At 66.7% G+C, this 26,000-nt stretch carries 25 protein-coding genes and 1 pseudogene; 14 read left to right on the top strand and 12 right to left on the bottom strand.

The features are described from left to right. The 3 genes from AB0L06_RS12375 to AB0L06_RS12365 form a co-directional block, all read right to left on the bottom strand. A complete protein-coding gene (locus tag AB0L06_RS12375) occupies positions 1–201 on the bottom strand; it encodes a DUF397 domain-containing protein (protein ID WP_500231041.1) in 201 nt (66 codons plus the stop codon). 81 nt (positions 202–282) lie between these two features. Further along, positions 283–489 carry a DUF397 domain-containing protein gene (locus AB0L06_RS12370; RefSeq protein WP_500231040.1) on the bottom strand — a complete coding sequence of 69 codons (207 nt, stop codon included), beginning with the start codon at positions 487–489 and terminating at the stop codon, positions 283–285. Continuing rightward, entirely contained in the window at positions 473–1,339 is an 867-nt protein-coding gene (locus tag AB0L06_RS12365) for a helix-turn-helix domain-containing protein (RefSeq protein ID WP_500231039.1), read from the bottom strand. Before AB0L06_RS12365 ends, AB0L06_RS12370 begins: the two co-directional genes overlap by 17 nt. Positions 1,340–2,194: 855 nt before the next feature. Between AB0L06_RS12365 and AB0L06_RS12360 the strand changes: the two genes are divergently transcribed. Continuing rightward, on the top strand, positions 2,195–2,905 hold the full coding sequence (locus AB0L06_RS12360) for an ATP-binding protein (RefSeq protein ID WP_500231038.1): 711 nt from the start codon (positions 2,195–2,197) through the stop codon (positions 2,903–2,905). Between the two features lie 57 nt (positions 2,906–2,962). Here AB0L06_RS12360 and AB0L06_RS12355 read toward each other — a convergent pair whose 3' ends face one another. From AB0L06_RS12355 to AB0L06_RS12335, 5 genes are all read right to left on the bottom strand, one after another. Continuing rightward, positions 2,963–4,669 carry a relaxase/mobilization nuclease domain-containing protein gene (locus AB0L06_RS12355; RefSeq protein WP_500231037.1) on the bottom strand — a complete coding sequence of 569 codons (1,707 nt, stop codon included), beginning with the start codon at positions 4,667–4,669 and terminating at the stop codon, positions 2,963–2,965. 88 nt (positions 4,670–4,757) lie between these two features. Then, entirely contained in the window at positions 4,758–5,186 is a 429-nt protein-coding gene (locus tag AB0L06_RS12350) for a plasmid mobilization protein (RefSeq protein ID WP_500231036.1), read from the bottom strand. Positions 5,187–5,349: 163 nt separating this feature from the next. After that, on the bottom strand, positions 5,350–5,721 hold the full coding sequence (locus AB0L06_RS12345; RefSeq protein WP_500231035.1) for a DUF6193 family natural product biosynthesis protein: 372 nt from the start codon (positions 5,719–5,721) through the stop codon (positions 5,350–5,352). A gap of 301 nt (positions 5,722–6,022) precedes the next feature. After that, a complete protein-coding gene (locus AB0L06_RS12340) occupies positions 6,023–6,595 on the bottom strand; it encodes a hypothetical protein (protein WP_500231034.1) in 573 nt (190 codons plus the stop codon). A gap of 35 nt (positions 6,596–6,630) precedes the next feature. Next, positions 6,631–7,041: a hypothetical protein gene (locus AB0L06_RS12335; protein WP_500231033.1), complete on the bottom strand. Its 411-nt coding sequence runs from the start codon at positions 7,039–7,041 to the stop codon at positions 6,631–6,633. 445 nt (positions 7,042–7,486) lie between these two features. Between AB0L06_RS12335 and AB0L06_RS12330 the strand changes: the two genes are divergently transcribed. From AB0L06_RS12330 to AB0L06_RS12295, 8 genes and pseudogenes are all read left to right on the top strand, one after another. Further along, on the top strand, positions 7,487–8,092 hold the full coding sequence (locus AB0L06_RS12330; protein WP_500231032.1) for a hypothetical protein: 606 nt from the start codon (positions 7,487–7,489) through the stop codon (positions 8,090–8,092). Positions 8,093–8,376: 284 nt separating this feature from the next. Further along, positions 8,377–9,519 carry a hypothetical protein gene (locus tag AB0L06_RS12325; protein WP_500231031.1) on the top strand — a complete coding sequence of 381 codons (1,143 nt, stop codon included), beginning with the start codon at positions 8,377–8,379 and terminating at the stop codon, positions 9,517–9,519. 363 nt (positions 9,520–9,882) lie between these two features. Beyond that, positions 9,883–10,630: pseudogene (locus tag AB0L06_RS12320) on the top strand (transposase family protein). 95 nt (positions 10,631–10,725) lie between these two features. Next, positions 10,726–13,248, top strand: a complete 2,523-nt coding sequence (locus AB0L06_RS12315; RefSeq protein WP_500231030.1) for a DEAD/DEAH box helicase — start codon at positions 10,726–10,728, stop codon at positions 13,246–13,248. Positions 13,249–13,719: 471 nt separating this feature from the next. Next, positions 13,720–14,895 carry a Shedu anti-phage system protein SduA domain-containing protein gene (locus AB0L06_RS12310; RefSeq protein WP_500231029.1) on the top strand — a complete coding sequence of 392 codons (1,176 nt, stop codon included), beginning with the start codon at positions 13,720–13,722 and terminating at the stop codon, positions 14,893–14,895. Beyond that, positions 14,892–15,254, top strand: coding sequence for a hypothetical protein (locus tag AB0L06_RS12305; protein WP_500231028.1), 363 nt, complete (start codon positions 14,892–14,894; stop codon positions 15,252–15,254). Before AB0L06_RS12310 ends, AB0L06_RS12305 begins: the two co-directional genes overlap by 4 nt. Positions 15,255–16,309: 1,055 nt before the next feature. Further along, on the top strand, positions 16,310–16,876 hold the full coding sequence (locus AB0L06_RS12300) for an EF-hand domain-containing protein (protein WP_500231027.1): 567 nt from the start codon (positions 16,310–16,312) through the stop codon (positions 16,874–16,876). Between the two features lie 109 nt (positions 16,877–16,985). Next, positions 16,986–17,765, top strand: a complete 780-nt coding sequence (locus AB0L06_RS12295) for a DUF6928 family protein (protein ID WP_500231026.1) — start codon at positions 16,986–16,988, stop codon at positions 17,763–17,765. Here the strand turns inward: AB0L06_RS12295 and AB0L06_RS12290 are convergent. Continuing rightward, positions 17,743–18,075 carry a dihydrofolate reductase family protein gene (locus AB0L06_RS12290; RefSeq protein WP_500231315.1) on the bottom strand — a complete coding sequence of 111 codons (333 nt, stop codon included), beginning with the start codon at positions 18,073–18,075 and terminating at the stop codon, positions 17,743–17,745. The two genes, AB0L06_RS12295 and AB0L06_RS12290, sit on opposite strands and share 23 nt — an antisense overlap. 32 nt (positions 18,076–18,107) lie before the next feature. Here AB0L06_RS12290 and AB0L06_RS12285 point away from each other — a divergent pair, with 32 nt between their 5' ends. Genes AB0L06_RS12285 through AB0L06_RS12275 form a run of 3 tightly spaced genes read left to right on the top strand, consistent with a single transcriptional unit; the run spans position 18,108 to position 19,575 of the window. Further along, a complete protein-coding gene (locus AB0L06_RS12285; RefSeq protein ID WP_500231025.1) occupies positions 18,108–18,482 on the top strand; it encodes a hypothetical protein in 375 nt (124 codons plus the stop codon). 57 nt (positions 18,483–18,539) lie between these two features. Further along, positions 18,540–19,097 carry an RNA polymerase sigma factor gene (locus AB0L06_RS12280; protein WP_500231024.1) on the top strand — a complete coding sequence of 186 codons (558 nt, stop codon included), beginning with the start codon at positions 18,540–18,542 and terminating at the stop codon, positions 19,095–19,097. A 10-nt stretch (positions 19,098–19,107) separates the two neighbouring features. Continuing rightward, the gene (locus tag AB0L06_RS12275; RefSeq protein WP_500231023.1) at positions 19,108–19,575 is read left to right on the top strand and encodes a peroxiredoxin family protein; all 468 of its coding nucleotides are present in this window, start codon (positions 19,108–19,110) and stop codon (positions 19,573–19,575) included. 140 nt (positions 19,576–19,715) lie between these two features. On the opposite strand, the gene AB0L06_RS12270 is transcribed toward AB0L06_RS12275, so the two are convergent. Then, the gene (locus AB0L06_RS12270) at positions 19,716–20,216 is read right to left on the bottom strand and encodes an HAD domain-containing protein (RefSeq protein ID WP_500231022.1); all 501 of its coding nucleotides are present in this window, start codon (positions 20,214–20,216) and stop codon (positions 19,716–19,718) included. A 95-nt stretch (positions 20,217–20,311) separates the two neighbouring features. Between AB0L06_RS12270 and AB0L06_RS12265 the strand changes: the two genes are divergently transcribed. Beyond that, complete coding sequence (locus AB0L06_RS12265) at positions 20,312–20,920, top strand: dihydrofolate reductase family protein (protein ID WP_500231021.1); 609 nt, start codon at positions 20,312–20,314, stop codon at positions 20,918–20,920. A gap of 470 nt (positions 20,921–21,390) precedes the next feature. Continuing rightward, entirely contained in the window at positions 21,391–22,041 is a 651-nt protein-coding gene (locus tag AB0L06_RS12260; RefSeq protein ID WP_500231020.1) for a response regulator, read from the top strand. A 167-nt stretch (positions 22,042–22,208) separates the two neighbouring features. On the opposite strand, the gene AB0L06_RS12255 is transcribed toward AB0L06_RS12260, so the two are convergent. Together AB0L06_RS12255 and AB0L06_RS12250 are read right to left on the bottom strand one after the other, a co-directional pair. Next, on the bottom strand, positions 22,209–24,212 hold the full coding sequence (locus AB0L06_RS12255; RefSeq protein WP_500231019.1) for a prolyl oligopeptidase family serine peptidase: 2,004 nt from the start codon (positions 24,210–24,212) through the stop codon (positions 22,209–22,211). Positions 24,213–24,251: 39 nt separating this feature from the next. Continuing rightward, the gene (locus AB0L06_RS12250; RefSeq protein WP_500231018.1) at positions 24,252–25,769 is read right to left on the bottom strand and encodes an ATP-binding cassette domain-containing protein; all 1,518 of its coding nucleotides are present in this window, start codon (positions 25,767–25,769) and stop codon (positions 24,252–24,254) included. Positions 25,770–26,000: the final 231 nt, after the last annotated feature.

Raw genomic sequence — 26,000 nt, 5'->3', positions numbered from 1 at the left:
TCAGGCGTTCGCCCGATCTGTCACATGGCGCAACAGCGCGTGCCATGTCGTCGGCGTCACGAGCAGGGTCCCCAGGTCCGGGGCTTTCGAGTCGCGGACGGCCACATGCGAGGCGACGGCCGCCACCTCCACGCACTCTCGCGTGGCGTCGCTTCTGAAGCTCTTACGCCAACTCGCACCGGAGAGGTCAAGGCCGTCCACTCTGCGACTCCCTCGGTCATGCAGACATGCACTCCTTCGCCACGCCAGCGATGAGGCGGAGGAGGCGAACGTGAATCCCTGTCAGTCGTTCGTCAGGTGTCCCAGGGAGTGCAGCAACGCGCGCCATGCAGTGGGAGTGACGAAGAGAGCGCCCGAGGCCGGCGCCTTTGAGTCGCGAAGGGCGATGAGCCTGGAGACGGGTGCCACTTCGACGCAGTCACTGTCCGTGCTCCCGCTCCAACTCGACTTGCGCCAGCGAGCTTCGGAGAGATCAACGTGAGGACTCATAAGACTGCCGGTACTCCTCTGCGAGGTCCTCGATCAAGGCCAACGAGTCGTCCTCGGAGAGCGCTTGATCAGTCAGCCAGTCGAACCTCACCGTACTACGGGCAACCTGTTCCACGTCCTCGATGAAGATCTCGCCCGCGACTCCGCCGACGTAGACGACGTCGGGGTCGTAGGCCCCCTCGAATCCGAGGATGACGAACGATCCGTTCAGTCCACTGTGCTCGCCCACGCTCGCCGGGAGCACTCGGAGACTGACGTTGGGCTTGCGAGCCGCATCGGCGAGTGCGTCGAGCTGGCGCGCCATGACCGACGTGCCTCCCACAGGACGCCGAAGAAGTGCCTCGTCGAGCACGGCCGTGAACTGGGGTCCGTCTTGGCGTTCGAGCACGGCCTTCCGCGCCATGCGCGCTTGAAGCCGCCGCAGTTGGACGGCCTCTGGCTCGTCCTTGCTACCAGCGCGGATCACGGCGAGCGCGTAGTCGCTGGTCTGGAGAAGTCCGGGCACCGTCTGGACCTGCCACGTGCGGATACTGCCCGCGTCGTTCTCCAACTCGGCGAAGGAACCGGTCAGCACGTCATTGAAGGCCGACCACCAGCCCCTCTTGCGGACGTGCTTCGCCAGCCCGACCAGGGCGAGCTTCATGGCCTCATCGCCACCATAGAGATCGAGCATCGCTTCGACATCCGATGGCCTGGGCCTCGTCTTGGCCGTCTCGAAGCGCACAAGCTTGGGACGGCTCCACCCAAGCGCCGCAGCAGCGCGTTCCATCGTCATGCCCGCCCGCTCGCGTTCCTGACGAAGCTGGCGGGCCAACCGCCGATGCCTGACGGTCGGGCTCTGCTCGGTCATGGCGTGAAGCCTTACACAGTTACATGATCCTTTCCGTTGATCAACTCAAGAATGTCACACCTGAAATTGAACAAGTGCATGGACAGGTGTGCGATTGAAGGCGCATGATTGCGCCACAGCACGATGACTCAACGTGTTGAACAAGATCCGATGAGTGATGTCGCTGCAAGTGATCGGCCCCGAGAGGCCGAGGAAGGAGCACCCCGCGAGACGAGGCGGCCCCGGCCGGTGCTGGCACACCGACCGGGACCTTGATCGGATTCTGGAGATCCAACCAATGCACAATCGTACGAATCCCCCGGGTGTGGGGACAGTCCAACCCGCAAGCTCGTCCCCGCCTGCTTGCATTCGGTTTCCGCAGGCAGGCGTCCCGTCTCCGAGCCGGTCTCCCTGGGCGAGGTACGAGCCCGACCCGGAGCGGGTGCTCGCTGAACTGCGCGTCCGCAATCCTGCGGTTGTCGCGTGGTGGGGAGACTGGACGGGGAGCTACTGGCATCTCGACCAGGCTCCGGACGGGACGTTCCGCCTCCTGGAGGCGGCCACGGCTGAGGAACTGCACGCTCAGGTCGCGCCTCTTGCTCGACGCCCGGCTCTGCATCCTGCCTGGGCGTCGGTTCCTCAGCCTCTGGTCGCCGTCCCTCTCCGGCGCAGCTACACCGCAGGCTCCAACAGCTCGGCGAGGCCCGTCCCGACTCTGCGGATAGGTGGCGTCCTGGGCGCGGCTCCTGAGGTCCGGCGCCGAGTATTCTTCCGTCTCTGGAGCGCAGTCACGAGGCGTTCCGTCGAGACCCGCCCGTGCAGGGAGGCGTGCTGTGTCCCTCCGCAGCGCGGGCGACAGGACGGGTGGGGCGGGTCGTGCTGAACAGCCTCTCCCCCGATCTCATCGCTGGAGGACACTGCTCCTTCCCGCTGCCGAGTGATCCGAGCTGCGCGTCCGTCACGCGCTCGGCGCTCACCATCGTGATGAATGAGCTCGGGCTGCCGTCCGATCTCATCGATGACGGTGCGCTCGCGGTCTCGGAGCTGGCCACCAACCAGCTCCTCCACGCCCCCGGCAGCACCGCCGAACTCTGGACGTGGATACGCACCGCCCGGTCCCCGCATCTGGTGGTCGCCGTCTTCGACACCGCCCGCGAGGCGCTTCCCGTCCGGTCGGACGAGTACCTGCTGGACGAGCATGGCAGGGGGCTCGCGATCGTCGCCGCCCTCGCTGCCTCGGTCGGAGCGCACCCCAGTCGCTCGCGGCTTCAGGCGGATCCGGTGACGGGAAAGGCGGTCTGGTTCACGCTGCCTCTGCCGCAGCCCTGGCTCGGCACGCGCCTCACCCCAAAGCCGCTTCGCGCAAGTCAGCAGCTCCTTCTCGCGCTGCGCTCGCGTGGCCTGCCCGCCAAGCACAAGATCGACGACCACGGCACGACGACGGTTCACCTCGACAGGTTGCGTGTCGACATCACGCGCGACGTCTTCCTCTGGTGCACCGATGACGGGCTGCCCGTCAGGTATCCGCTGCTCGATCTGCAGGACACCGTCGAGGCGATCATTCAGCAGATCGACACCTCGCACTGAATCCTCCGGCGCGCATCGGCAGGTCGTCACGAGTGTGACGACCTGCCGATGCGGCTTCTAGCGGGCCGGGCCGCGTCGTCTTGGGGCGGGAGCCGGCCTGCGTGCGGCGGGCGGACTGACCACGAGCGGGGGCTGCCAACCGTGCGGCAGCTCTGCCATCACCACCGCTACTGGGTTCGGAATCTCCGCTGCTGGGGTCGGGACTTCCTTGGTCTGGACGAACCAGCGTGGTTCGGGCTGCCTTGGCGCCGCGCGTCGGATGAGTGTTGCTGCGCTCCTGGCTGCGTCCGCTTGGGGTTGTCGGCGATGCCAGAGGTGTAGGTCGGCGATTTCTTCGATAAGCGTTACGAGCGCGGCGACGAACTGGACCAGGAAGCCGTCCCCGGCCCTGGTGGCTGCCAGGACTCGGGCGATACCGCGCAGCCGCATCCCGGCTGGCGTCGCGCGGGGGACGCGTCCGTATGGGGCACGGGCGGCCCGGTCGTAGGCATCCGCGGCCTCGTCCAGGTGGCGGTTTCCCGTGGCAAGCGCAGCCGATCGGAGGATGTCGGCCGCAGCCCAGCAGGCGTCTCGGGAGCGATGCGGGTCGACGACCATGTAGCGGCGGATCTCCGTCGTTGCGAACTCCGCCGCCCTCGCCGCGTCCTGGTAGATCGCCTTGCGCTCCTCCGCTGTCAGTTCTGGAAGCGGGGGCGCTGGCTGCCCACTGCCCAACGCGCGCCCCAACGCCGTCCACGACAACTCAGCCGCCAGCTTCCCTCCACCGAACCAGCGCAACCGGCCGTTAGCACCGAAGTGATCAGGAAGGGCGACGGCGTATCCGGTGATCTCACCAGGGTTGGTCTCGCTCTGCCGAAGTCGGAGCAGCAGACCCGCGCGTTCCAGGTGCTCGAAGAACTCGGCTGGCGTCCGCGCCTGCGCCGCCGCTTCTCGGAGGACGGTCCGCAGGTAGGCGCGCACGGTCCGCTCTGACAGGTCCCGTCCGGGGACAGCCAGGTGGCCGGACGGCCAGCGCCGCCGCAGCTTGGGGAGGGTGAGATCGGCGGCCAGTTTGCCGCCGCTGTACCAGACCGCCTCTCCGTTCGCCGTCCGGCATTCCCGCAGTGCAACCGCGTAGCCGGTCACCTGGTCCGGCTGGCGCTCGCTGTACCGGAGTCGCAGGAGGACGCCAGCGTCCTGAAGCTGAGCGAAGAACGCGGCCTCGCTCCCTGCACCGGCCGCCGCGGTCTGCACGAGCCGGCGCAGTTCGGACCGCGCATCGCGTGGCATCCCGATGCGCCGCGCCTTCTCGGTCTCTCCCCGTGTCGGACGTCGGGCCGCGGTCCGGTCCGCCGGAGCCGTCCGCCGTAATCCGAAGCGTTCCTCGACGGACCGGCATGCGGACCGCACGCGGTAGGCGTCGTTCCACACCTTCGGACGCGTCCCATCCTGGCGGGCCAGCGTGGCGACCAAGTGGACGTGGTCGTCGGCGTGCCGGACGGCGATCCAACGGACGCCGTCCGGATCGCCGTCCGGCGCTAGTCCGGACCGGTCCATCACCTCGCGGGCGACCTGCGCCCACTGCTCATCGGTCAGGATCGGGTCCTCGGGCGCGGCTCGCACCGGCACGTGCCACACCGGCCGGGGATGGTTCCGGTCCCCGAGCACCTCGACCGGCAACATCAACAGTTCGGCCAGGTACCGCAGGTCCCACCGCCCGTCCACCCGCTGCGCCGGCTGCAGGAGATGCGACGGCCTGAACCCCGCCACGATCCGCGGTGACACATGCTCACCATTCGCACCGGGCCCGAACAGGTACCGCAGCACGCCATGGACTCGATCCCGCCGCAGGACCTTGGCGATCAACGAGCCGTCACCGCAGCTTCCTCCGAGCCTCCTGCACGGCCTCGTCCAGCCGCAGCAGGACCCGGTCTGCCGTCCTCGCGTATCCCTCAAGCGCAGCGGTCGGCGCCCCCGTTGCATGCAGCGCGGCAACCGCTTGATTGAGGTTGACCCCGACCCGATTCACCTGCCCAGAAGCCTGCATGAGTCCAGTCACGACCTCTCGCAACGGCTCACACTCCGGCGGCTGCCGCTCCTCAACCACCGCCAGAGCGGTCTCGGCGACGAACGCCCCCAGTGCCCAACCCGACCGCTCCGCAGCCGCCGCCAACACGGCCCGCTCCCGCTCCGACACCCACACCGGAATCCGAGACGTCCGCCGCTCCACCCCTCGCTGATACCGACGCCTCCGCGCCGTCCGCCTCACCTTCACTCCGTCGCTGCTGTCTACCTCTCCCATCAACCCCCCATCTCCCGCTCAAGGACCGCGCCTGGTCCTCCATCACCACGCCTGGATCGCGCCCGATCCAGGCCGAATATCGTGCCGAAAGGCCATCTCTTGCCCTGTCCCGGCGGAGTCCCTGAGTCGTCCCAGTCATAACGCGGGGCAAGGCCACGGACTGTTAACCCGCCTCGTGCGCGGCAAGCTCTTCTGGCGTGCCGAGGAAGGCGGGACCGCAATTGGCTGGAAGGCGTTCGACCACCATCGCGACAGCCTCCGCGGCGGAGGCCGCCGGCCCCACTGTCTCGGAACGCAGCGGGCCCGATACCCAGTAGGCATCTCGCGTGGGCTGGATGTATGGGATGTCCCACGTCCAGCGCTTGCCGGTGCAGCGGCTGAAGTGCAGCTCCCCCATACCCGTCCACGGGTACAACTCGCGGAGGCGGGGCTCCGCGTAGGCGACCTCGATCAGCTCGGCGCGAACCCGCCCGTCGTCCCTCACGGCGTGCCAGGCAGCCTCGACGATGGCATGGCTGGGCGACTCAACACTCATGGCAACCACCGCCAGACACCCAGCCTGCCTGGGCCGAAGTCACGCAGTTGAGCTCAAGGGCTCGTGCACGCAGGCCACGTCCGACTTGAAGGACGTAGCCGTCGTGAGGCGTACCAGGCTCGTTCATGAAGCGTCTCCGGACATCAGAGGAGTCCGATCACCAACACCGGTCCTTCTCTCTTGCCTGAGTCGAAACACCTTCAAGCAAGATGGCAAGCTTTGCGCTCCATAGTTCCTCCTCGATGACGCAGAGTCAACACTCCTCGATACCAGTAGCCGCTGGTTCGCGCTGCACGGCCAGTCATCCCGGATGCGGTTCTGCCCATGGATCGTCATCGACTGGTCGCCGGCCCACCCCGGGATTGAGCATCCGGTGCACGCAGCGCCGGAAGCCAACACCGTCCCTGTCGACCCCTTCCATCCACGGAACGCTCCCCCACTGTTCGGCGAGTTCATCGTTGATCACCGTGGTGAGCAGGGCTCGCAGATCGTCGGGGACCGGATCGTCCACCAGGCAGAGCCAGGCGATTGCAGCACTGACTCGCCAGTCGATGGGCCGGCCCGGAGCCGACCACCATTGCCTCAGCAGCGCAGCGGTTGTCTCGTCCGGATGCTCTCTGGCCAGTTGGGTGAGCGCCAGGATGAGGCTCAAACGCACAGCCGGGACATCCTCAACGTCTAACCGTCGTCGCAGCGCCAGGGCAATCAGTTCAGTTTCGTCCAGCGCGGCAGCCAAGACGAAGCAGGCACCGGCCCGAACCTCCGAATCGGCGTCATTGAGAAGGTCCAGCAGCAGAGAGACGTCAGCAGTGACGGCGACGCGCACCGCCTGTATCGCCCAGTTCTCCAGATAGCCGCTCGAGAGAATCACCAATTGATCACTCTCGATTTGGAGGAGCCCCTCCCGCGTTACCTCTCGGTATGGGGATCGCCGTGCAGCTCCGCCCACGAGGTCAAGGAGGCTTGCACGAGGTGCGTCACCGATGGGACGGCCAACCGCATCAGGAACGGGGCCGCCAGCGCTGCGGGCGGATAGGTTCCCCCCTGATGTACCACGCCGTTCCAGAGCCTCGCCAGAGCACGCCAGGCAAGGTCCTCGCCGGGAAACGCTATCCGCTCCAAGTCCTCAGGCACGTTCACCGCCGCTCCATCGGCATGCGAGAAACGCCCCCAGGGGATCTCGTCGTACTTCAGTTCGTCCTTGACGTCCTGTGGGATCCCCGCAACCACCACACGCACGTCCAGGTCTGACCCCTCATGCCGCATCACCTCGTCGTATGGCCACCCGAACTCGAACCCCTTGCCGAACACATCACTCATGCGCCCGATCTTGGCAGCGCACCAGGGCCTCATAGACCAAGCACAGGAGGATCCGAGGCAACGTAGGCAGCCCGACAGTCGGGCGGACACTGGGCGCCGCCCCGACTAGCCACGTCGGCCAGGTGACTCCAACGCGCCGGATAGGAACTTTCTCTACATCTACAAGAGCGCCCACTAAACGGCCGCCGCCGTCGTACCGGACGGACGTGCGGCCACTCCGGGCCGCCCCGCCCTTGCCGACCGGTCCCGGGCGTCTGCGAAGCCCGCAGCTCAACGGGCGGAGCCCGGCACGGGCACATGCCCAGGCTGTGAGGGAAGTGGTTCTGAGCCGCCTTGCCCAGTGGACGGCAACGATCCCTCCTGCTGCCCGAACCCCTCAAACGGCCGGAAGTGGCCAAGAGGTGCACTTTCCTTACCCTGTGTAGTCACCCTAATCTGACAACCTATGGCGGGCGAGGATCATCAAATAAAGGGCTTCGATGGCCTTCGGCGTGCAAAGAAGTGGCTCGACGCCTCAACGCGCGTCAAGCAAATATGGACAAATGAGAACCGCGGCCTAAAGGAGCTTCTTGCCTTCGACTGGCCGCACGGGAAAGATTTCTCTTTTGACATGGGCGGCCAGCTTCGCGGTGGCGACCTCGAAGGCAAGACGTTCCTGGCTGAAGTAAAATCTTACACTCACGAGATGGATTTGGCTGTCCACTTTCGCGAATTCCTCACCCAATGCTATGTGGCGTTGCGCGAGAAGCCGGATCGCTCCGACATATTTATGTGGATATCCTGGTCGCCATTCCAGGCTCAAAAATGGCACGAACACGCGACAGCATTGGCAGTACAGAAGTCCGTCCTGAAGCATTGTTCTCAGATTTTTGGGACGCTAGACGAGGCGGAAGCCCAGAAGCAGATCGATCCGGCCTTGATTTCTGGCGTCTCGCAGCGTGTATGGATGATAACACTTTGCGATCAACAGGAAGATCTCGTTATTGCGCACGAGCATTACGTGCACGTCGTCAGCTTGATGCTGGCCAATGACCGTAGGGTGGCCAACTAATGTCAGGCACTCTCATGGCTGCACTAAATTACGCATATTCCGAGCCTATTCCAAGTCGCCTAATTGCGAATGTCAAGACAGCAGTCACCAGGCATCTGGAAACGGCTGATCCAAGTGCTGTAGTTCACCACACCGAGTATTTCAACAACTCCCTGGCGCCAGATATGATCCTGCAGTGGCCGCGCGAGAACAGGGAGCGGCATGTGTTTCTGCGGCCCACCTCAGACCCAAGATGGATCCAAGACGATCTAGGTTGGACCGCCCCGAGCCATCCACTGATCGTCATGCTGGAACCTCAGGAGAACGACAACGAATCAGCATCGAGCCGGCTACTTGAAGCCGCCAAAGCCATAGACACACTTGTAGCCGACCCTGACGGCATAGAAGAACTTGGGGGACAGGAAGGTGGCCAGGCGACAGGCGGTTTGCTCGCCCAAGCCATTCTGCGGGGCGGAAGGGGATTCTTGAATTATGAATCCGCCACAACAGCCGAGGCAATTACGGCAAACGGATTTGAGGCCGCCCAAAATCTAGAAGGTGAAGTCACTGGGCGTGCTACCCGATATCTGACAGAACTGCTAAAGCCTGAGCAGTCCGGTAGGATGGTGAGAGTTCTACAGTCGGTATGGGAAGGTCACGGGGGAAGCCCCTCCGACTTTCCCGGCCCGAAGGATTTGTCCGGGAAGCTGACAAAAGAAGACCTCGAGTTCCTCATTTCGAATCTGTCGTCCGCGAGTGTGGACTTTTGGCGGCGCCTCGGTAGCTCAATCACTGTAGCGCAATTGGCTGCGCTCGACGTCCCGGACTTCTCATCCAATCTGAATAGCCTCATTAATGCGAACGTAGACCGCCTGATGGTGCGGGCCATGCGTATATTTTTCGAGGCAGAACAGCTGGGAGAGGATGCCGACCGATCACTGCCGAGTTGGTCCATACGACGGCGCAACCTTAGCCTACGTGGCAGAGGATGGACCGGCTATATTGCTGCCAAGAGCGTCGATGAACTGCCGAGACCTGAGCGATGGGACGGGATATCCGTAGACAACCTGCGGAGAAGAGCCACCGGGAACAGGTCTCGGGTAGCTAATGTTGAGCTCGACACTGGCAGCCGCTTGATTGGATATTCATCCAAAGGTGATGCCGATGTCACCGGCGATGATGAACTCTTGCAGCTGGCCACCAAACCCAATACCAAAGTTCATCGAGCGACAGTGGCAGTTACAGGCGGACGGCGACTGATTTGTGATTTCTCCACGCTCACTGCGTCTGGCCACACTAGTGCAACCTTCTCCCTCAACGAACTAGTCGGCGTTGCCGTTCCCCTCTTGGTGGCGCCTAATGATGTGGAGATGGCGAGCGTGATGGAAATAGTGGCATCACCTAATGTCACACTTCATGGAGAGCAAGCGACACTCTTCGATGAGTAGCGAAGTGGCGGCTCGCACGCATGATATGAACCGATGGCCGGTGATCGGACAAGTGCCTTCTGAGTCGTGAGTTGGCTAGCGGGCGTACTGACAATAGGCTTGAATTTAACAGGTCTGTTTACCTTTGAGGGACCGACTCTGGACGGACGCGGACTCTCGGCAGTCTCGGCGGCGGCAACGGCTACTACGACTGCTCATGCACAGAGTGGCGTATGTTTGAACTGAGTGAGCCTTTTTCAGTGGCGTCTGGAGGGCTGCTGGTCACAGCATGATCGCGGGCGGCGCGGCGGGCCGGGAACGCAGTAAAGCCCCTGGTAGGACGGGTGATCTCTCACAACCGACCGTTCCCACCAGAGGCTTCACATGCTTTTCTATCGTTCTTCGCTGCCGTTGTCGCGTCAGACCCTGAACTACACGACCGGGGTGGTCCGACGACACCGCACCGGGATCGGCAGCCGCAGGCGAGCGCTCAGCCCCGGCGCACAGGCGTTGATGGTGCTGGTCTACCTGCGCAAAAGCGAGACGTTCGCCGAGGTCGGCGGGGTTCGGGGTCCCCACCTCGACCGCATGGCGCTATATCAACGAGACCGTGCAGTTGCTGGCGGCCCGCCGCCCAAGGCCACCCGTGACGGACTGCTGTACCTGGTGCTGGACGGCACCCTCATCCCGATCGACTGGGTCGCCGCCGACCGGCCGTTCTACTCCGGGAAACATCGCCGACACGGCATGAATTTGCAGGTCATCGCCGCACCCGACCGGACCATCGTGTGGGTGTCGGGCGCGTTGCCCGGTTCGGTCCACGACTTGACCGCCGCCAGAATCTGGGGCATCCCACGCGCCCTGGAGACCGCCGGGTTCCTGGTCCTGGCCGACAAGGCATACCAAGGAGCGGACGGCCCGCTGCTCATCCCGTACCGCGGCACCGGCAAACCCGCGTCGCAGAAGGACGCCAACCGGGGGCCCCGCCCGACTTCGTGCACCCGGCGAACGCGCGAACGCGCAGCTCAAGCACTAGGCCATCCTCCACAAGCTCCGCTGCTGCCCACACCAAGCCGGCCACCTCGCCAAAGCCATCCACGTCCTACACACCCGCGAAGCCCAAACCCACTGAAAGAGCTCACTGGTCGTGGCATGCCGTTGCGTCGGTGTCGGCGAGATGATGGCGACGCTCGCATCGCGACGTAGTCCGAGGAGGGACTCCGCACCATGCCACTCGACTGGAACCGTGTCGGCGCTGGAAACGTGTCGCCGCTGCTGCGGCCACGCGAGATCTACGCTGCGCTTCCCCATCGCCCCTGGCCCTACCTTCGGCACGAGCAGGGTGAGGTGCTGGAGCGTTGGTTTGATCGCCGCAGCGACCGCGACGTCGTGATCAAGCAGAACACTGGCGGTGGGAAGACCGTCGTCGGCCTCTTGATCGCTCAGAGCACGTTGAACGAGGGAGTGGGCAAGGCCGTCTATCTCGCGCCGGACACCTACCTGGCCCGGCAGGTGCGGACGGAGGCGGACCGGCTAGGGCTGGTCACCACCGACGATGCCAAGGACCTGGCGTTCCGCCAGGGGAGGGCCATCTTGGTGACGACTTTCCACAAGCTAATCAACGGCATGTCGGTGTTTGGCGTCGTGGGAGACGACAGGGAGAAGATTAACCTGGGCATCGTCGTCGTGGACGACGCCCACGCCGCTTTGGCCACCGCCGAAGGTCAGTTTCGGCTGACTATCCCCGCGGAGCACGAGGCATATGACGAACTCCTCGAAGAGTTCGCTGGGGACGTGAAGGCCCAGTCACCCAAGGCTTGGGCAGACGTCTGTGCCGACGACTACACCGCCACCATCCGGATCCCGTTCTGGTCCTGGGTGGACAGGCGGGACGAGGTCATGGCGATCTTGCACCCGCACGCCAAGGAGGACGAGTTCAAGTTCGTGTGGCCGCTGATCGGGGACATACTGCCGCTGTGCGCGGCGACTATCACCAGCCGCGGTGTGGAACTGCGTCCGCCGTGCCTGCCGATCGCGATGATTCCCGCCTTCCATGAGGCGGCACGCCGGGTCTACCTCACCGCCACCCTCGCCGACGACAGTGTCCTGGTCACCGATCTGGACGCAGATCCCGCGATGCTGCGGCGGCCAGTCACGCCGGGGAGCGCATCTGACCTGGGCGATCGGATGATCTTGGCTCCGGTCGGCCTTAATCCTGAGCTGGACGACGAGGCCGTACGGGTCATGGCCCGGCAGTTCGCCGACGGCGACCGTGATGGCGACAACGTCGTCGAGGACGAACCGGTCAACGTGGTCGTACTGGTGCCCACCAAGAAAGCCGCCTTGGCGTGGCGCCCCTACGCCGACCGTGTCCACCTCGTCGGTGACCTGGAGGCCGGCGTAGCGGACCTGAAGGCTGGCCATGTCGGCCTGGTGGTGCTGGTCAACAAGTACGACGGTGTCGACCTGCCTGGCAATGCCTGCCACCTGCTGATCCTGGATGGTGTGCCTCGCCCGATGGACGCTGCGGAGCGCCGCGAGGCCGGTGTCCTGTGGGGCAGCGAAACCTTGCTGATCCGGCAGATTCAGCGGCTCGAGCAAGGCATGGGACGGGGGGTACGCGACAGCGAAGACCACTGCGTTGTCCTGCTCCTGGGCAGCGAACTGGCTGTGGCGATCCATGAGCCCCGGCAACGCGGGCTGCTCTCCCCCGCGACGCGGGCCCAGGTCGAGCTCAGTCATCAGATCGCCCAGCAGATTGAAGGGGAGGGGTTGGACGCGGTCCGGCTCGCCATCAGCGCCTGCCTGGATCGCGAACCACAGTGGCTGACATTGAGTCACCGGGCACTCGCCGATATCCGCTACGCCGAGAGCAGCGTGGTCCGCCCCGAAGCCATCGCGGCCCGGGAAGCGTTCGACCTGGCCGTCACCGGGCAGCTGCGCGGGGCCGCTGATCAGATGCAGCGCACCATCACAGAACTCGAGGACAAGGCAGCAAGGGGCCTGCTCACCGAACAACGTGCCGCCTACCTGCACCAGGTTGACGCAGCTTCAGCCCAGCGCCTGCTAACCAGGGCACTGGCCGACAACCCATTCGTTCTGCGACCAGCCGCTGGAGTGACGCCGATGCAGCTCAAGGCAACAGCCGCGCAAGCGGCGGCAGCAGCGGAGTTCCTGACGGCAGAATATAAGGATGGCATGGCCCTGGTCCTGGGGGTCCGGGCACTGCTGGACGAGATCGTCTGGGGAGATGAGGACCGAACCGACGACGCGGAGGCAGCGTGGGAACGTCTGGGGCGTCATCTCGGTCTGGCGAGCACTCGCCCGGAGAAGCGGTACGGAACTGGCCCGGACAATCTGTGGGCGTTGAGCTCCAGTCGCCACGCCGTGATCGAGCTGAAGACCGGCTGCTCGACCGACACGATCTCCAAGAGCGACCTCGACCAGCTCGGCGGCAGCGTGCGCTGGGACGAGAGTACTCACTCCGGCGCAGACCAGGTGCCGGTGATGGTCCACCCCAGTGACACCATCCACGACAAGGGCATCGCCGTACCGGACATGCGAGTCGTCACCACGCAGACTTGGGAACGACTCAAGCAGGCAGTTCGTGGATTCGCGGTCGCGCTCGCCGATGGCCAGGGGCGCTGGAAGGACGAGATAGCCGTCGCGGAGCAACTCGCGTACGCCAAGCTGACCGCTGGCAACTTCTTCCAGACCTATGCGGTAGCTCCACGCACTACAGCAGGCTGACCCGCCTGCCAATCGGCACCGCTTTGTAAGAAGTGTCGTCGGCCCCCACCCCCTTCCGGGGTGGGGTGATCCGCCCTGAAAGACACGTCAGCTAGAGACGTCCTCTCATGCCGCGGGTGGTCGGTCTGGTCGCACCGGATGTGGGCGCTGTGTCGCAAGCATGAATTCGTTCCATGGGCTTCTGGGCGCGATGCCCAGCGCTGGGCCGCCGGCCGGGACGTCCTGCGGTTGGCGATGCGCGCCTACCTGGCACGGTCCAAGGGTGCCTCGCGCGTGCACACCGAATCAGATCTGCGGATCTACCTGGCCTGGTGCGCCGAACGGTACTAGGAGCCCTAAGTTAGCGTTTGAGTCTTCTAGCGTTCGCGAAGGCGGGATTTTCGTCTACCCGCCGGTTCGCCCAGTTGTGTCGGTGCCCGGTTCTATAGTGGTCGCGTGGCGACGTTTCGATCCAGCTTCACGCTCTTGGGCATGGTCGAGGAAGCACGTGAACTCACCAGTCACCCGAGGCTGCTAGAGAGCATTGACGCGGTGTTGAGGATCATCGGAGGAAGAAACAACGGTTCCAAGTACGGCAAGGGTCGCCCGCTGGTGGATGCCCTCGAAGACACGGCCCGGGAGGCCTTCCTTCACGAGGACTTCGCGCTTGCTCGCCGCTTTCAGCATTTCGCGGCCTACGCTCGTGGTGACCTGTATCTCCAAGTCCTGGAGAACATGTACGACGACGAAGCTCGACAGTTCAGCGAAGAATACATGCGGCGGGTGATGGCCATGGGTGCCGACCGGGCGGTTGCCGCGCTGGATGTTTTATGTCGGGATAGGCCTGATGCGACGGCAGCAGACGCTCGTGATCTCTTTCGAGGTATCGCTGTGTCGACTGGCAGGATAGGCATCGGCTCCGGTCAGGGTGGAATTCGTCTGTCCGCTCGGGACACGGCTTGGCTACAGCAGCTCGGACACATGGAGCTTGTTTTCCGAGCCCTGCCAGAGTCACCCTCCGCCGCTGCCTTGCGGCTCGTGAGCGACAACGTGGAGGACGTTGATGCAGGGCTGCTCGCACAGCTGCTTGAATTGCGGGCAAGACGGGCCGGCGTCGCGGCCTTGCGCGCGACGGTGGAGGACCCGAACAGTTCGGAGAGCGCGCTACATGACTGCCTGAAGAACCAGGAGTGGCTCTTCGGCGGCGCTTATGTTGCCGAGCTCGCCCGTCGTCAGTACACACCGGACACCATCCTCGACATTCCGCTCCTACGCGGCGACGGAGCTCTCCATGTAGTGGAGCTCAAACGCGCCAACATCAGGGATCTGGTCATTCGGCGTAGTGGTCACCTCATGCTGGGAGCGCCCGCGCATCAAGCTGTATCCCAGGCACAGAACTATCTGAGGGCCATGGATGAGAACCGCCAAGCGATCCTCGATAAACATCGTGTCGACAGTCGCAGGGCCTCGGCGACGGTTGTAATCGGGCATCCCCGGTACGTGAAGGGCACCATCACCCAGCAGGAGATTGCGGAGACCCTGCGTACCTACAACACGCATACGGCCCGAATAGAAGTAATTACCTACGAAACTCTGCTGAAGTCGGCATCTCGGATGCTCGCCCTCGCATCACCAGTTTCCGATTCTGACAAGGAGGCTGGAACGTGAACGATGTCCCATCAGGCATCGAATCATTGCTTGCTCGTCTATGCGACGGTGAGATCATCGAGAATGACTACGTCGGCTATTTTCTGAACGAGTTCGGAGAGGAGTTGGTTTTCGCTCAGCGCCGGGGCGATGATCTTGCTCGACTCTGGCACAGCGATGCTGACTGGCAGATGTTCCGCATCGACGATAACTCGATACGCTTCGACGGCCCCGTTGACGGAATGATCACGGTTGCCGGAATGATCATCAACCGGGCGGAGGCGACCTGGCTGTCCTCCGTTCTGGCTGCCTCCCGCCCGTTGCGCGTCGAGCGCCGCCGCCCTTCTCACCGAGAGGCCGATCCGAGAGCCCGTACCTGACGCGAGCCCATGCGCCTAGCGTCCAGGTGATATGTGCCTTCCGTTGCTGGGGTTGCGGGAGAGCGCGGTGGTAGCTTGGTTGGGAAGACAATCCGCTTATCGGGTTGTCGCTTGTCAGGGACCAGGGTTTTTGCAGGTCAGCACAGCGTTGGGGCTGTGTGACCTGAAAAGCGGAAGGTCGGCGGTTCGACCCCGCCCCTGCCCACACTTCTGAACAGCCAAAAGGCCCGGACACGATCATGTGTCCGGGCCTTTTGACAGCTACGGGCTCACTCGTGGACGTCCCCCAGCTTCCCGAGCGCCGCCTGCTTCTCCTCAAGCGAGGTGAGGGCGTAGATCGTCATCGTGACCTCGATGTCCGAGTGGCCAGCGCTCTCGCGGACGAGGTTCGGGCAACATCCAGGTGCGACGGGACGCAGGTGTGTCGTAGGTCATGGAAGCGGACACTGGGCAGGGCTGCCGTCTCACGGGGCTGAATGCCATGCAAGGCCTCTGGCCCCGGGTGGCTTCGTGCTAGCTGTCGAGGGTCGAGGGGGCGGGATGGTTTCCCGGCTGGATGGCGGCTGGCTCGTCGTCCTCATCGAAGAGGGGCTGGCCGCGCTGCGGGCCGCGGCGCCACGGCATGTCTAGAGCGTCCGCGTCTACCTGATCGGCGTCCTCTCCCGAACTGATCCGTCGACTCGGCGGCATCAGTGAGACGCTGCTCAAGCACTACCTGCCTGACAGCTGAAGTCGCTCTGCGACCAACGAGCGCCTGCGTTGGATCAATGCGGGTCGGTGGCACCTGGACCGAGGCCCAGCGGCCGAACGCGCGTCCGGTGGGCTGTGCGACAAGGTGACGAGGGTTCGAGTGTGGGCCTGTCCGCTTGCCGCCGCGTTGGGCGACAGGGACGGGCGCGTCCGGTGCGCATGGTTGGTGAAGCGCACTGCCCGGGGTGACAGGTGTATGGCATCGACCGGACACACTCTCCTGTCACTCGCGTATCGGTGTCCGAAATGTCGGCGCTGGACGGCTTACCGTGATGCCCGTCCGTCCTGGTGATTAGGAGGCGATCGTGCCCACTGCCGACATGTTGACCGCCAAGATCAGCCACGGATTCGAGTCGCTGGACGTCGACGGCGACGGGCGGCTCACCGAGCACGACCACGTCCTGATGGGCCGGCGGGTCGCCGCCTCGCTCGGGCATCCGTCCGGGTCGGACGCCGAGGGCCAGATCATCGACGCCTTCCTGCGGATCTGGCGGGACCTGCATCTGCCGCACATCCCCGGCGGCGGTACCGCCATCACCAAGGAGCAGTTCGTCGTCTCCACCCGCTCCCTGGCCGCGGACCCCGCCGCCGCCCGGGCCACTGTGGGCGCCCTGGCCGAGGCGTTCCTGGACATCGCCGACACCGACGCGGACGGCACGGTCGGTCCGGACGAGTTCCTGGTCTTCCAGCGTGGCCACTTCCCCGGCGTGTCCGAATCCGACGCCGCGGAGGCGTTCCGACATCTGGACACCGACGGCGACGGGCTTCTGTCCAGCACGGAGTTCGTTCAGGCGATCATCGAGTTCTGGTCCAGCACCGACCCTGACGCCCCCGGCAACTGGTGGATGGGCCGCCCTACCTATCTCCCCTGAGCCCCGAGGCGCCGGCCGTCGCCACCTCGTTCGCACGACGTCCTCTCTGTTCGGACACCGGTAAAGGCGTCCGCCGTTCTGTCGTGGCGGGTCGCTACGCTGCCTGCCATTGTCGACGGAGAAGGGCGCAGCGATGGGGGCCAAGACTGGGTTGCTGGTCTATTCGAACGGGGACGTTCGGGAGGTGCTTCGGGCGGCGGCCGCGTCGGATCGGGTGCGGACCAGGGGATTGATCAAGGACCTTTATCCCGGGTGGACGGTCCAGGAGGTCGAGTCGTCGACGCTTGGCGACGGCACTTATCCGCCCTATGGGACGACCTATGCGGCAAGCTTTCCCGGGGTCGATGTGGTCTGCGACCAGCGGGTGATGCTCAGTCGCCCCTCCGAGCTTTCGGCTCATCTGGTCGAGGCGGGAGCAGAGCGCAGGCTCGTCCTGCATGCGATGCACAGCGTGTCCGACTGGCTGGCCTTCGCGGTTTGGGAGGACGGTCGGTTGGTTCGGTCGCTCAGCCTCTCCCCCGATGAGGGGGTCGTGGAGAACATCGGCGAACCGTTTCCGTTCGAGGTGCCTTACTGGGGCGGCGAGCATGCGGTGCCGCATGATCCCGAGTGGTCGGACGAGCCGTATGCGCTGCCGTTCCATCCACTTGAGCTCGGGGAGGATGTGCTCAGGACGATGTTCGGGTTCGTTCTGGAAGGTGAGATCTTTTCGGACGATCCCCAGCTGGATGACGTTGAGCTGTTGGGGTTCCGGCTCACCGATCCGTCCAACCCGGATGAGGTGGCCATCCATGATGCTGCCCTTCAGGAAATCATCGACTCCATGGGCCCGCCGCGACGCTTTACGCACGGTCCTGATGGCTCGCTCATCGAGATCGAAGGAGCCTGAGCGAGGAATCCGCCTGGCGGCTTCGGTCAAGGGGTTCTGGTGAACAGGCGACCTGGGCGCCCTTGGCGAAGGATTCACGGTGGATCGGGGTGAAGAGGGTGGGGTCGAAGGCTCCGGAGAAGACCGGGGTGCCGGCGCCGGCGATCACGGGGTAGCTCTTCAGGACGATCTCGTCGATCTCGGGGAGCAGGGAGGCGGCCAGCTTGCCGCCGCCGCAGAGCCAGATGTCCTGCCCGGTGTCCTCGGCCTTCAGGCGGCGGATGAGGTCGAGCGGGTCACCCGGTTCGAGATGGACGGACGGGTCGTCGATCTTCAGCGCGACTGCTCCCTGATGAGGCCACGATGGCCCGGAGCCGCGAGGGCGTACAGGACGATGCTCAGTACGCTGAGCTTATGCACGAGGTGGTGGGCCGGGTCAGCGCGTTCAACTCCGGGTACCTGGCGCTGCTCGAGCTGCGGTTGGAGTCGACGCGGCGTCCGGAGCTGCGCGAGGTTCTGACCAAGCGGATCCGCGAGGACATCGACGCCAACCTCGCCCACCAGACCGCGTCCGACCTGCCCGGGGACTCGACCTCGGTGCTGCTCCTGTACCTCACGCTGAAATGGCTCATCCTGGAGCGCCTCACGCTGCCGGACATCTTCACCGAGCAGGAGGCGCACGACCTGGTGGACGCCGCCGTCAAGCGGATGCTGATCACGGGCGAGCGATCGGGGTGAATCCTTTCGGGACGCGGCGGCCTCTTATGGGTGTCGGCCGACCCCGAGGAGGAGGGCATGACGGATCGCACCTGGGCGAGTGCGCAGCTCATCACGGCCGCGCAGGCGGGTGACCGCGAGTCGATCGTCGCGGTGCTCGACGGCGCGCACGCGCACGTCCGGCGGTTCGCGGAGCACTTGTGCGCGACGCCGCAGGACGCGGAGGACGCCGCGCAGGAAGCGCTGATCATCCTGTACCGGAAGATCGGCTCGCTGCGCGCGACCGGGGCGCTGGCCTCGTGGATGTTCCGGATCGTCCGGAACGAGTGCCTGCGCCGGGCCCGATCGCTGGTCATCGCGCCGGAGGAGATCGAGGCGGGCCTGGTGACGTCCGCCGAGGACGAGGCGATCCGGCGGCTGGAGGCCGAGCGCGTCGCGCAGGCGATCCAGGAGCTTCCGGACGTCCAGCGTCGGGTGCTCATCATGCGGGACGTCCTGGGATATCCCGGGCGGACGGTCGCGGAACGGCTCGGGCTGAGCACCGCCGCGATGAAGTCCCACCTCCACCGGGCCCGCACCAGGCTGCGCCTCAGCCTGGACGGGCAGGTCGGCCCCGAGTCCACTCATGTTGGTTAAGGAGTTCGCCATGCTCGGAACCGGATCGCCCGCCCCGAACGTTCTGCTTGAGGACACCGATGGCCGGGCCGTCAGTCTGACCGGGCTGGAGGTCGACCGCGCGGCGCTGGTGTTCTTCATGCGATCAACGTCCTGCCCGATCTGCAACCGGCACGTCCAGGATCTCGTCCGGTCGCGCGACGCGTTCGCGGCGGACGGCGTCCAGGTGCTCGTCGCGGTGCCGGAGGATCGCACGGCCGCGGCGGCTTGGAAGGCGAAGCGCGGGATTCCAGTTCCGGTGCTCGTCGGACGTGGGGGCGTTCCGCACGAGAACTTCGGCCTGGCCAAGAAGATGTTCGGCTCGATGTGGCAGTCGGGCAGCGTCCTCATCGACGCGCAGGGCGTCATCCGGCACGCCCACGGTTCCACCATGCCCACGGGCGCGTATGACAAGAAGGGCATCGCCGAGGCCGTCCGGCAGCTGCGCGCCCGCACGTGAGGCTCATGCCCGCGCGAAAAGCTCGCACCCGCGCGTGAAGCTTGCGCGCCCAAGTGTGAGCCTCGTGTCCGCGTGAGGCTCGCGCCCGCGCGTGAGGCCCGCGTCCCGTGGGAGGCACGCGCCTGTGTGGGGCTGGGACTTTATGTCCGGCGTAGCCAGTGGGTGAGGGCTGTGAAGTCGGCGTCGGCCAGGCCGCGGGCGGAGTCGACGTGGTGGAGGAGGGCGGGGCCCGAGTGGTGGGCGGCCACCCAGGCGCGATCGGTCTCGGTGAGTTCGTCGTCCACCCAGGCGAAGGGGCGACCGGCGGCCCAGGTGAGAAGGTGGCGGGTCTTCCAGTGGAGTCCGGCCTGCTCGTCGAGGTCGTCCTGGTCGGACGGCTTGGGCCAGTGGACGACGGGCAGGCGCGGCAGGCCGAGGCGAGGCGCGACCAGGTCGTTGGCGTCGGACGTCCAGGCGGTGGCCCACACGAGTTCGCAGGGCAGCGAGCGGAGGCGGGGGCCGAGTGCGGGGTCGATGCGGGGCAGGAAGGGGTTCTCGCCCTCGGGCTCGAACGTGGGGTAGGGGGTCGGGGCGCCGAAGGGGATGAGCGGGCCGTCCACGTCCAGGAAGAGGAGCGGCAGGGCCCCGGTCGAGTGATTCACGTCAGTGGGACGGCGGGTCCTTTGCGTGGGTTCGATGAGGTTCGGCGCTGGGGATGGTCTGTTGGGGAGAACGTCATCAGCCGAGGAGATCCCTCATGCGGAAGATCACGGCCGGCCTGTTCATCGCGCTCGACGGAGTGGTGGAGAACCCGCAGGACTGGCACTTCCCCTACTACAACGAGGAGATGGGGCAGGCGGTGACCGCGCAGCTCTGCAGCGCGGACACGCTGCTGCTCGGGCGGAGGACCTACGACAGTTTCGCCGGCGCGTGGCCCGAGCGGGAGACCGCGGGCGAGGCGGACGCCGGGATGGCCAAGTCGCTCGGGGACGCGCGGAAGCTCGTCGTGACGCGGCAGGAGCTGGAGTTCACCTGGCGGAACTCCGAGGTTCTGCGAGGGGAGCTCATCGAGGCCGTCCGTGAGTTGAAGGACGGGCCGGGTGGTGACATCGCGATGGGCGGGTCGATCTCGATCGTCCGGCGGCTCCTGGAGGAGGGGCTGCTCGACGAGCTGCATCTGCTGGTTCACCCGATCGCGGCGCGGAAGGGGATGCGGCTGTTCGAGGAGGCGGACGCGACTCTGCCGCTGAAGTTGCTGAGCTCCACCCCGTTCTCGAACGGGGTCCTTCACCTCGTCTACGCCAAGGACGAGAACCCTCCCACGGGCGACTACGAGACGGCCACTGACAGCCTGTCCCAGGAGTAGTGCCTAAGGCGTCCGGGCTCGACTCATAAAGAGCGTGAGGCGGGTTTTCCCAATGGGCGCGCGGGGCTCCCGGCGAGGGAAGTGTCGTCGGATTGTCGATGACAATTCCTCCCGTCTTCGAATACCGGCCGGTATCGAATCCGTGGCCGGAAGCGGCCGCCGGGGGCCCTACCAGGGGATCCTTGGTCGTCGGAGCGTGATCGTCGGAGGTCATGCGTGTGCGCGTGGACACTCTGCGCTACCACGGGCTCGAAAATACTCACCTCGCGGGTATAAGGCAGGAGCCAATTCCGACATATCGCATTTGACGGGCCGGGGCTTCTCCAGCACTCTGGCGTCTGCCGCGCCCCAGTCCAACACCAAGGCGACGCCATGACCCTCGTCCTCCAGCCCGGACGTGCCCTGCCCCCTTTCCCGAGACCAGCGCCGATCCCCCCGACACGACAGGAGCCGATCACGGGACCGCGCCGGTGATCCGCGTCATCCTCGCCGAGAACGTCCATCTGTTCCGCAGTGGTCTGGTCGCCCTCCTGGACGGCGAACCGGACATCAGCGTCGTCGAGACCGTGGACTGCGCCCGCAAGCTGCTGGCCGCGACGGCGCACTGCCGTCCGGAGGTGGCGGTCGTGGACCTCGGCCTGCCCGATCTCGACGGTGTCGACGCGACCTTCCGGCTGCTCACCCAGCTGCCCGGGTGCCGCGTGATCATCATGGCCGAACGACGGCGGCCCGGTGACCTGCGCCGGGCGGTCGAGGCGGGCGCGGAGGGGTTCCTGCTCAAGGACACCTCGCCCGCCCGCCTGATCCAGGCGATCCGCGACGTCGCGAACGGCGAGCGCGTCATCGACGCCGAGCTGGCCTTCGCCGAGCTCGCCACGTCCCGAAGTCCGCTGACCCCGCGCGAACAGGAGGTACTCCAGGAGACCGCCAAGGGCGCGACCGTCGCCGAGACCGCGCGGTCGCTGTTCCTCGCCACCGGGACCGTCCGGAACTACCTGGCCCGCATCGTCACCAAGGTCGGCGCACGGACCCGCGTGGAGGCGGTCGCCATCGCCGAGGAGAACGGCTGGCTGGGAGGCGGCGTCCCAAGGACGCAACGGTCGCCGCGTCCCGAACGTTGACACCTGAGAGGCCCTCGTCGTGCCGCGCGGACACACCGCTGTCCGCGCGGCGCGGCGGTTGCCGCTGAACGGCTGTGTTCGTGCAGACAGCGGCGGTGCTCGCGCGGGGCGGGGCGGGGCGGGGCGGGCGGTGGTGTTCGTGTGGGGTGGTGGTGCGGCGCGGGTGGTCAGGGGGTTGTTCGGGTGGTGACGAAGGCCAGGAGGTCGGCGGCCAGGTCGTAGGAGCGTCCGGCGGAGCGGGACGCGTGGCCTACATCGGATTCGCGGCGCAGCAGGACGGGACGGTCGCCGGCGGTCGCCCACTGAAGCGCGGCGCACATCTTGCGCGCGTGGAGTGGGTCGACGCGGGAGTCGCCGTCGAAAACCGCGAAGAGGGTCGCCGGGTAGGCGGTGCCCTCGTGGACGTGGTGGTACGGCGAGTAGGCGTGCAGCCAGCCGAACGCCTCGGGGTCGGCCGGGGAGCCGTACTCGCCGTGCCACAGGGCACCCATGCCGGAGCGGTCGTAGCGGAGCATGTCCAGCAGCGGCGCGACGCAGACGGCCGCGGCGAACAGGTCGGGGCGCTGGGTCAGCGCCGCTCCGACGAGGAGTCCGCCGTTGGACTCGCCCCAGATCGCGAGCCGGTCCGGGGCCGTCCAGCCGGTGGAGACGAGTTCCTCGGCGGCGGCCAGGAAGTCGTCGAAGACGCGCTGCTTGCGGCCCTGCATGCCCGCGCGGTGCGAGGTCGTGCCGTCCTCGCCGCCGCCTCTCAGGTGGGCGATCGCGAGGACGCCGCCTTCCTCCACCCAGGCCAGCGCGTCCGCGGCGTAGGACGGTGTGAGCGGAATCCCGAAGCCGCCGTAGCCGTAGAGGATGGCCGGGCGCGGGCCCGAGCTTTGCTGGGGGCGCGCCATCACGTCCACGTGCACGGGAGTTCCGTCGGCGGAGGTGCAGGTGATCCGGTGCGTCTCCATCGGCGGCAGGACCATGGGGCTAGGGGACGGTTCCCAGAGGGTGAGATTGTTGTTGCGGGTGTCGTAGTGCCAGACGGCTTCGGGCGTGGCCATGCCGCTGTGCGTGAACCACAACTCGTGTCCGCCGCCGGGACGGGTCGACAGTGGGCCGAGGATGCCGGGGCCGGGCAGCGGGACGGTGCGACGCCTTTCTCCCGTGCGCGCGTCGTGAATGGATAGTTCGGACGTTCCGTGCCGGACGTGGGTGACGGCGATCAGGCCGTCGAGGAAGGAGAAATCGGACAGGACGGCTTCCGTGTCCTCCGGGATCAGTTCCGTCCAGACAGAGGGGTCGGACGGGTCGGCGACGCAGAGGCGTACGCGCGGAGCGTCCCGGTCGGTGACGATGTAGAGGCGTCCGTCCGGGCCGACCGCGGCGGCGGCTCGGGCGTCGACGTCCTGTTGGACGGGCCTGAGGCAAGGGACGGGGCCGGTCGTCAGGTCGGCGATGAACAGGTCGTTGCGGGGGGCGGCGCCGTCCGCGGTGGAGATCACGAGCCAGTGGCCGTCCGCGCTGATGCCGACACCGTGGGACGTGGCCGGTTCGGTGACGGGGGTGTCGCGGTCGGGTGGTTCGCCGATGAGATGCAGGTGGACGCGTCGCCGCGTCTCGTCGCCCGGCTCCGCGCGGACGTAGTAGAACCCGTCGCCGTCCGGGAGCCAGGCCACCGGGGAGTACCGGCAGCGGTCGATCGGGCCGTCCAGGGTCTCGCCGGTCGCGACGTCCAGGACGAGGAGGTCGGCGCGTTCGGTGCCGCCCCGCGACACCTGGCAGGCCAGCAGCCGTCCGGACGGGTCGGGACGCCATGCGTCGAGCGTCGTCGTGCCGGACGGGTCGAGCACGGTCGGGTCGAGGAGCGTCCGCTCAGGACCGCCGTCGCCGTCGGCCACGTGCAGGATGGCGTGCTCCTGACCCGCGACGCGACGGAGGACGAAGCGCCGGCCGCCGCGCCAGACGGGGGCGCTGACGGATCCGGTGTCGGCCAGCTCGGCGACGCGACGGCGGAACGTCCGCCGGAGTTCGGGGTCGATGTGCTTCTGGTACAGCTCGTCCTGGGCGTCCAGCCAGGCGCGGGTCCCCGGCGCGGCCGGATCCTCCAGCCAGCGGTAGGGGTCGGCGACGCGGCGGCCGTGCAGGATCTCGACGACGGGGCCGCGTTCGGCCTCGGGATGTCTCATGGGTTCGCCACCTCCGGGCGCGAGGTCGAGTCGGGGCGTTCAGCGTGCGGGGCGCCAGCGTCCGGCCAGGGCCGCGTACGGGGGTGAGCTGCGGATCAGGTCGTCGTGCGTCCCGTGGTGGGGGCGGGCGCCGTCCATGAGCAGGACGCGGTCGGCCCGGCGGGCCGAGCTGATCCGGTGCGCCACGACGATCAGGGTGCCGGGGCGTTGCGCGAAGGCCGATTCGGCGCGGGCCTCGGCGGCGGGGTCGAGATGGCAGGTCGCCTCGTCCAGGACGACCAGCCGGGCGGGTGCGAGGTAGGCGCGGGTCAGGGCGATCAGCTGCCGTTCCCCCGCCGAGAGCGCGGCGGGGTCGAGCTCGGCGTCCAGGCCGCCCAGCCGGGCCACGAGGTCCGCCGAGCCGACCATCTCCGTGGCCTGCGTGAACGGCGGTTCGGCGTCGTGGGTGAGGTAGCCGAGGTTCTCGCGGACGGTGCCGCGGAAGACGTACGCCTCCTGCGGGATCAGCACGCGCGCGGCGGGATCGACCAGGTCGGCGCGCACTCCGCCGATCTCGACCGTCCCGTCGCGCGGACGCATCAGGCCCGTGATGAGCGCGGCCAGCGTGGATTTCCCGATGCCGCTGGGCCCGACCACCGCCAGATGCCCGCCGGACGGGACGTCCAGGTCCAGCTCGTCGATCACCGGCACCGCGACGGGGCCGTAGGCGGCGGTGACCGCGCGAAGCCGCACATCCCTCCCTGGTGGAGTGGTGGCGGCGGAGGGCTGTGTGTCGGAGCCTGTCGTCAGGACGCGGTCCACAGAGACGCCGAGGCGGACGGCGCTCACGCCGAGCCCGCGGACCAGGCCGCCGAACGCGGGGCCGAGCGACTGCGTCAGGTAGGTGAGCGCGCCGATCACCATGGCCGCGCCGACGCCGTGGCGACCCAGCCAGGGCACCGCGAGCAGGAGCAGCAGCACCGGAGCCCAGCCGCCGACGGTCAGCGCCACCGTGCGGAGGGCGGTGACACTCGCCAGGGCGCGTCCGGCAGCCTCCTGCGCGGCCACGCGGTCGCGGACCGCGCCGCCGACGCGCTCCTCGGCGCCGCAGGCGACGACGTCGCGCAGCCCGCCGATCAGCTCGGCCGTCGCGGCTACCGTCGCCTCGTCCGCGAGCAGGTACGCGCGCTGGCGGCGGGCGAGCGCGGGCAGCGACGCCGCGAACAGCGCGAGCCCGGCGACGAACGGTGGCAGCACCCAGGGCAGGACGAGCGGCTCCAGGACTGCCAGGCCGACGACGACGCTCACGGCGGTGAACGCGAACGACCGCACGACGGTGACCAGGGCGGCGAGCGCGTCCCTGGCCAGTTCCACCTGCAGGTTCACACGTGCGACGGCTGCGGATCCGGACGGACGTCCTTCTTGGGCTGCGTGCCGCAGTGTTCCAGCGACGGCTTCGGTCAGCAGCCGGTCGCGGAACGGCTCGACCGTGGCGGCCACAGCCAAAACGACCTGGCGCGCCCCGATCGCGGCGATCGTCCAGACCAGGGCGAGCGCTGCGAGCCAGCTTGTCCCCACCCATGGACGTCCTACTGCGAACCCGTCCCCGATCGCCCGTGCGACCGCCTGCCCAACGAACAGTGCAGGTCCGGCCTCCACGATCGACCACACAAGTACCCGCAACACCGCCCGCGGCTCCGCGACCAAAGCCCGAACAACGAACCGCCGCGCCCCGCCGCTCATGCGCGCGGGGGGCGTTGCTTGCGGGGCTGGGTCTGTATGCGGTTGCGGGGCTGAGCGCGGTTGTGG

Source organism: Spirillospora sp. NPDC052269 (genome assembly GCF_040679435.1).
Classification (GTDB): Bacteria; Actinomycetota; Actinomycetes; order Streptosporangiales; family Streptosporangiaceae; genus Spirillospora.
The sequence above is the reverse complement of the archived record's forward strand: the minus strand, read 5'-3'. Positions and strand labels throughout refer to the sequence as shown.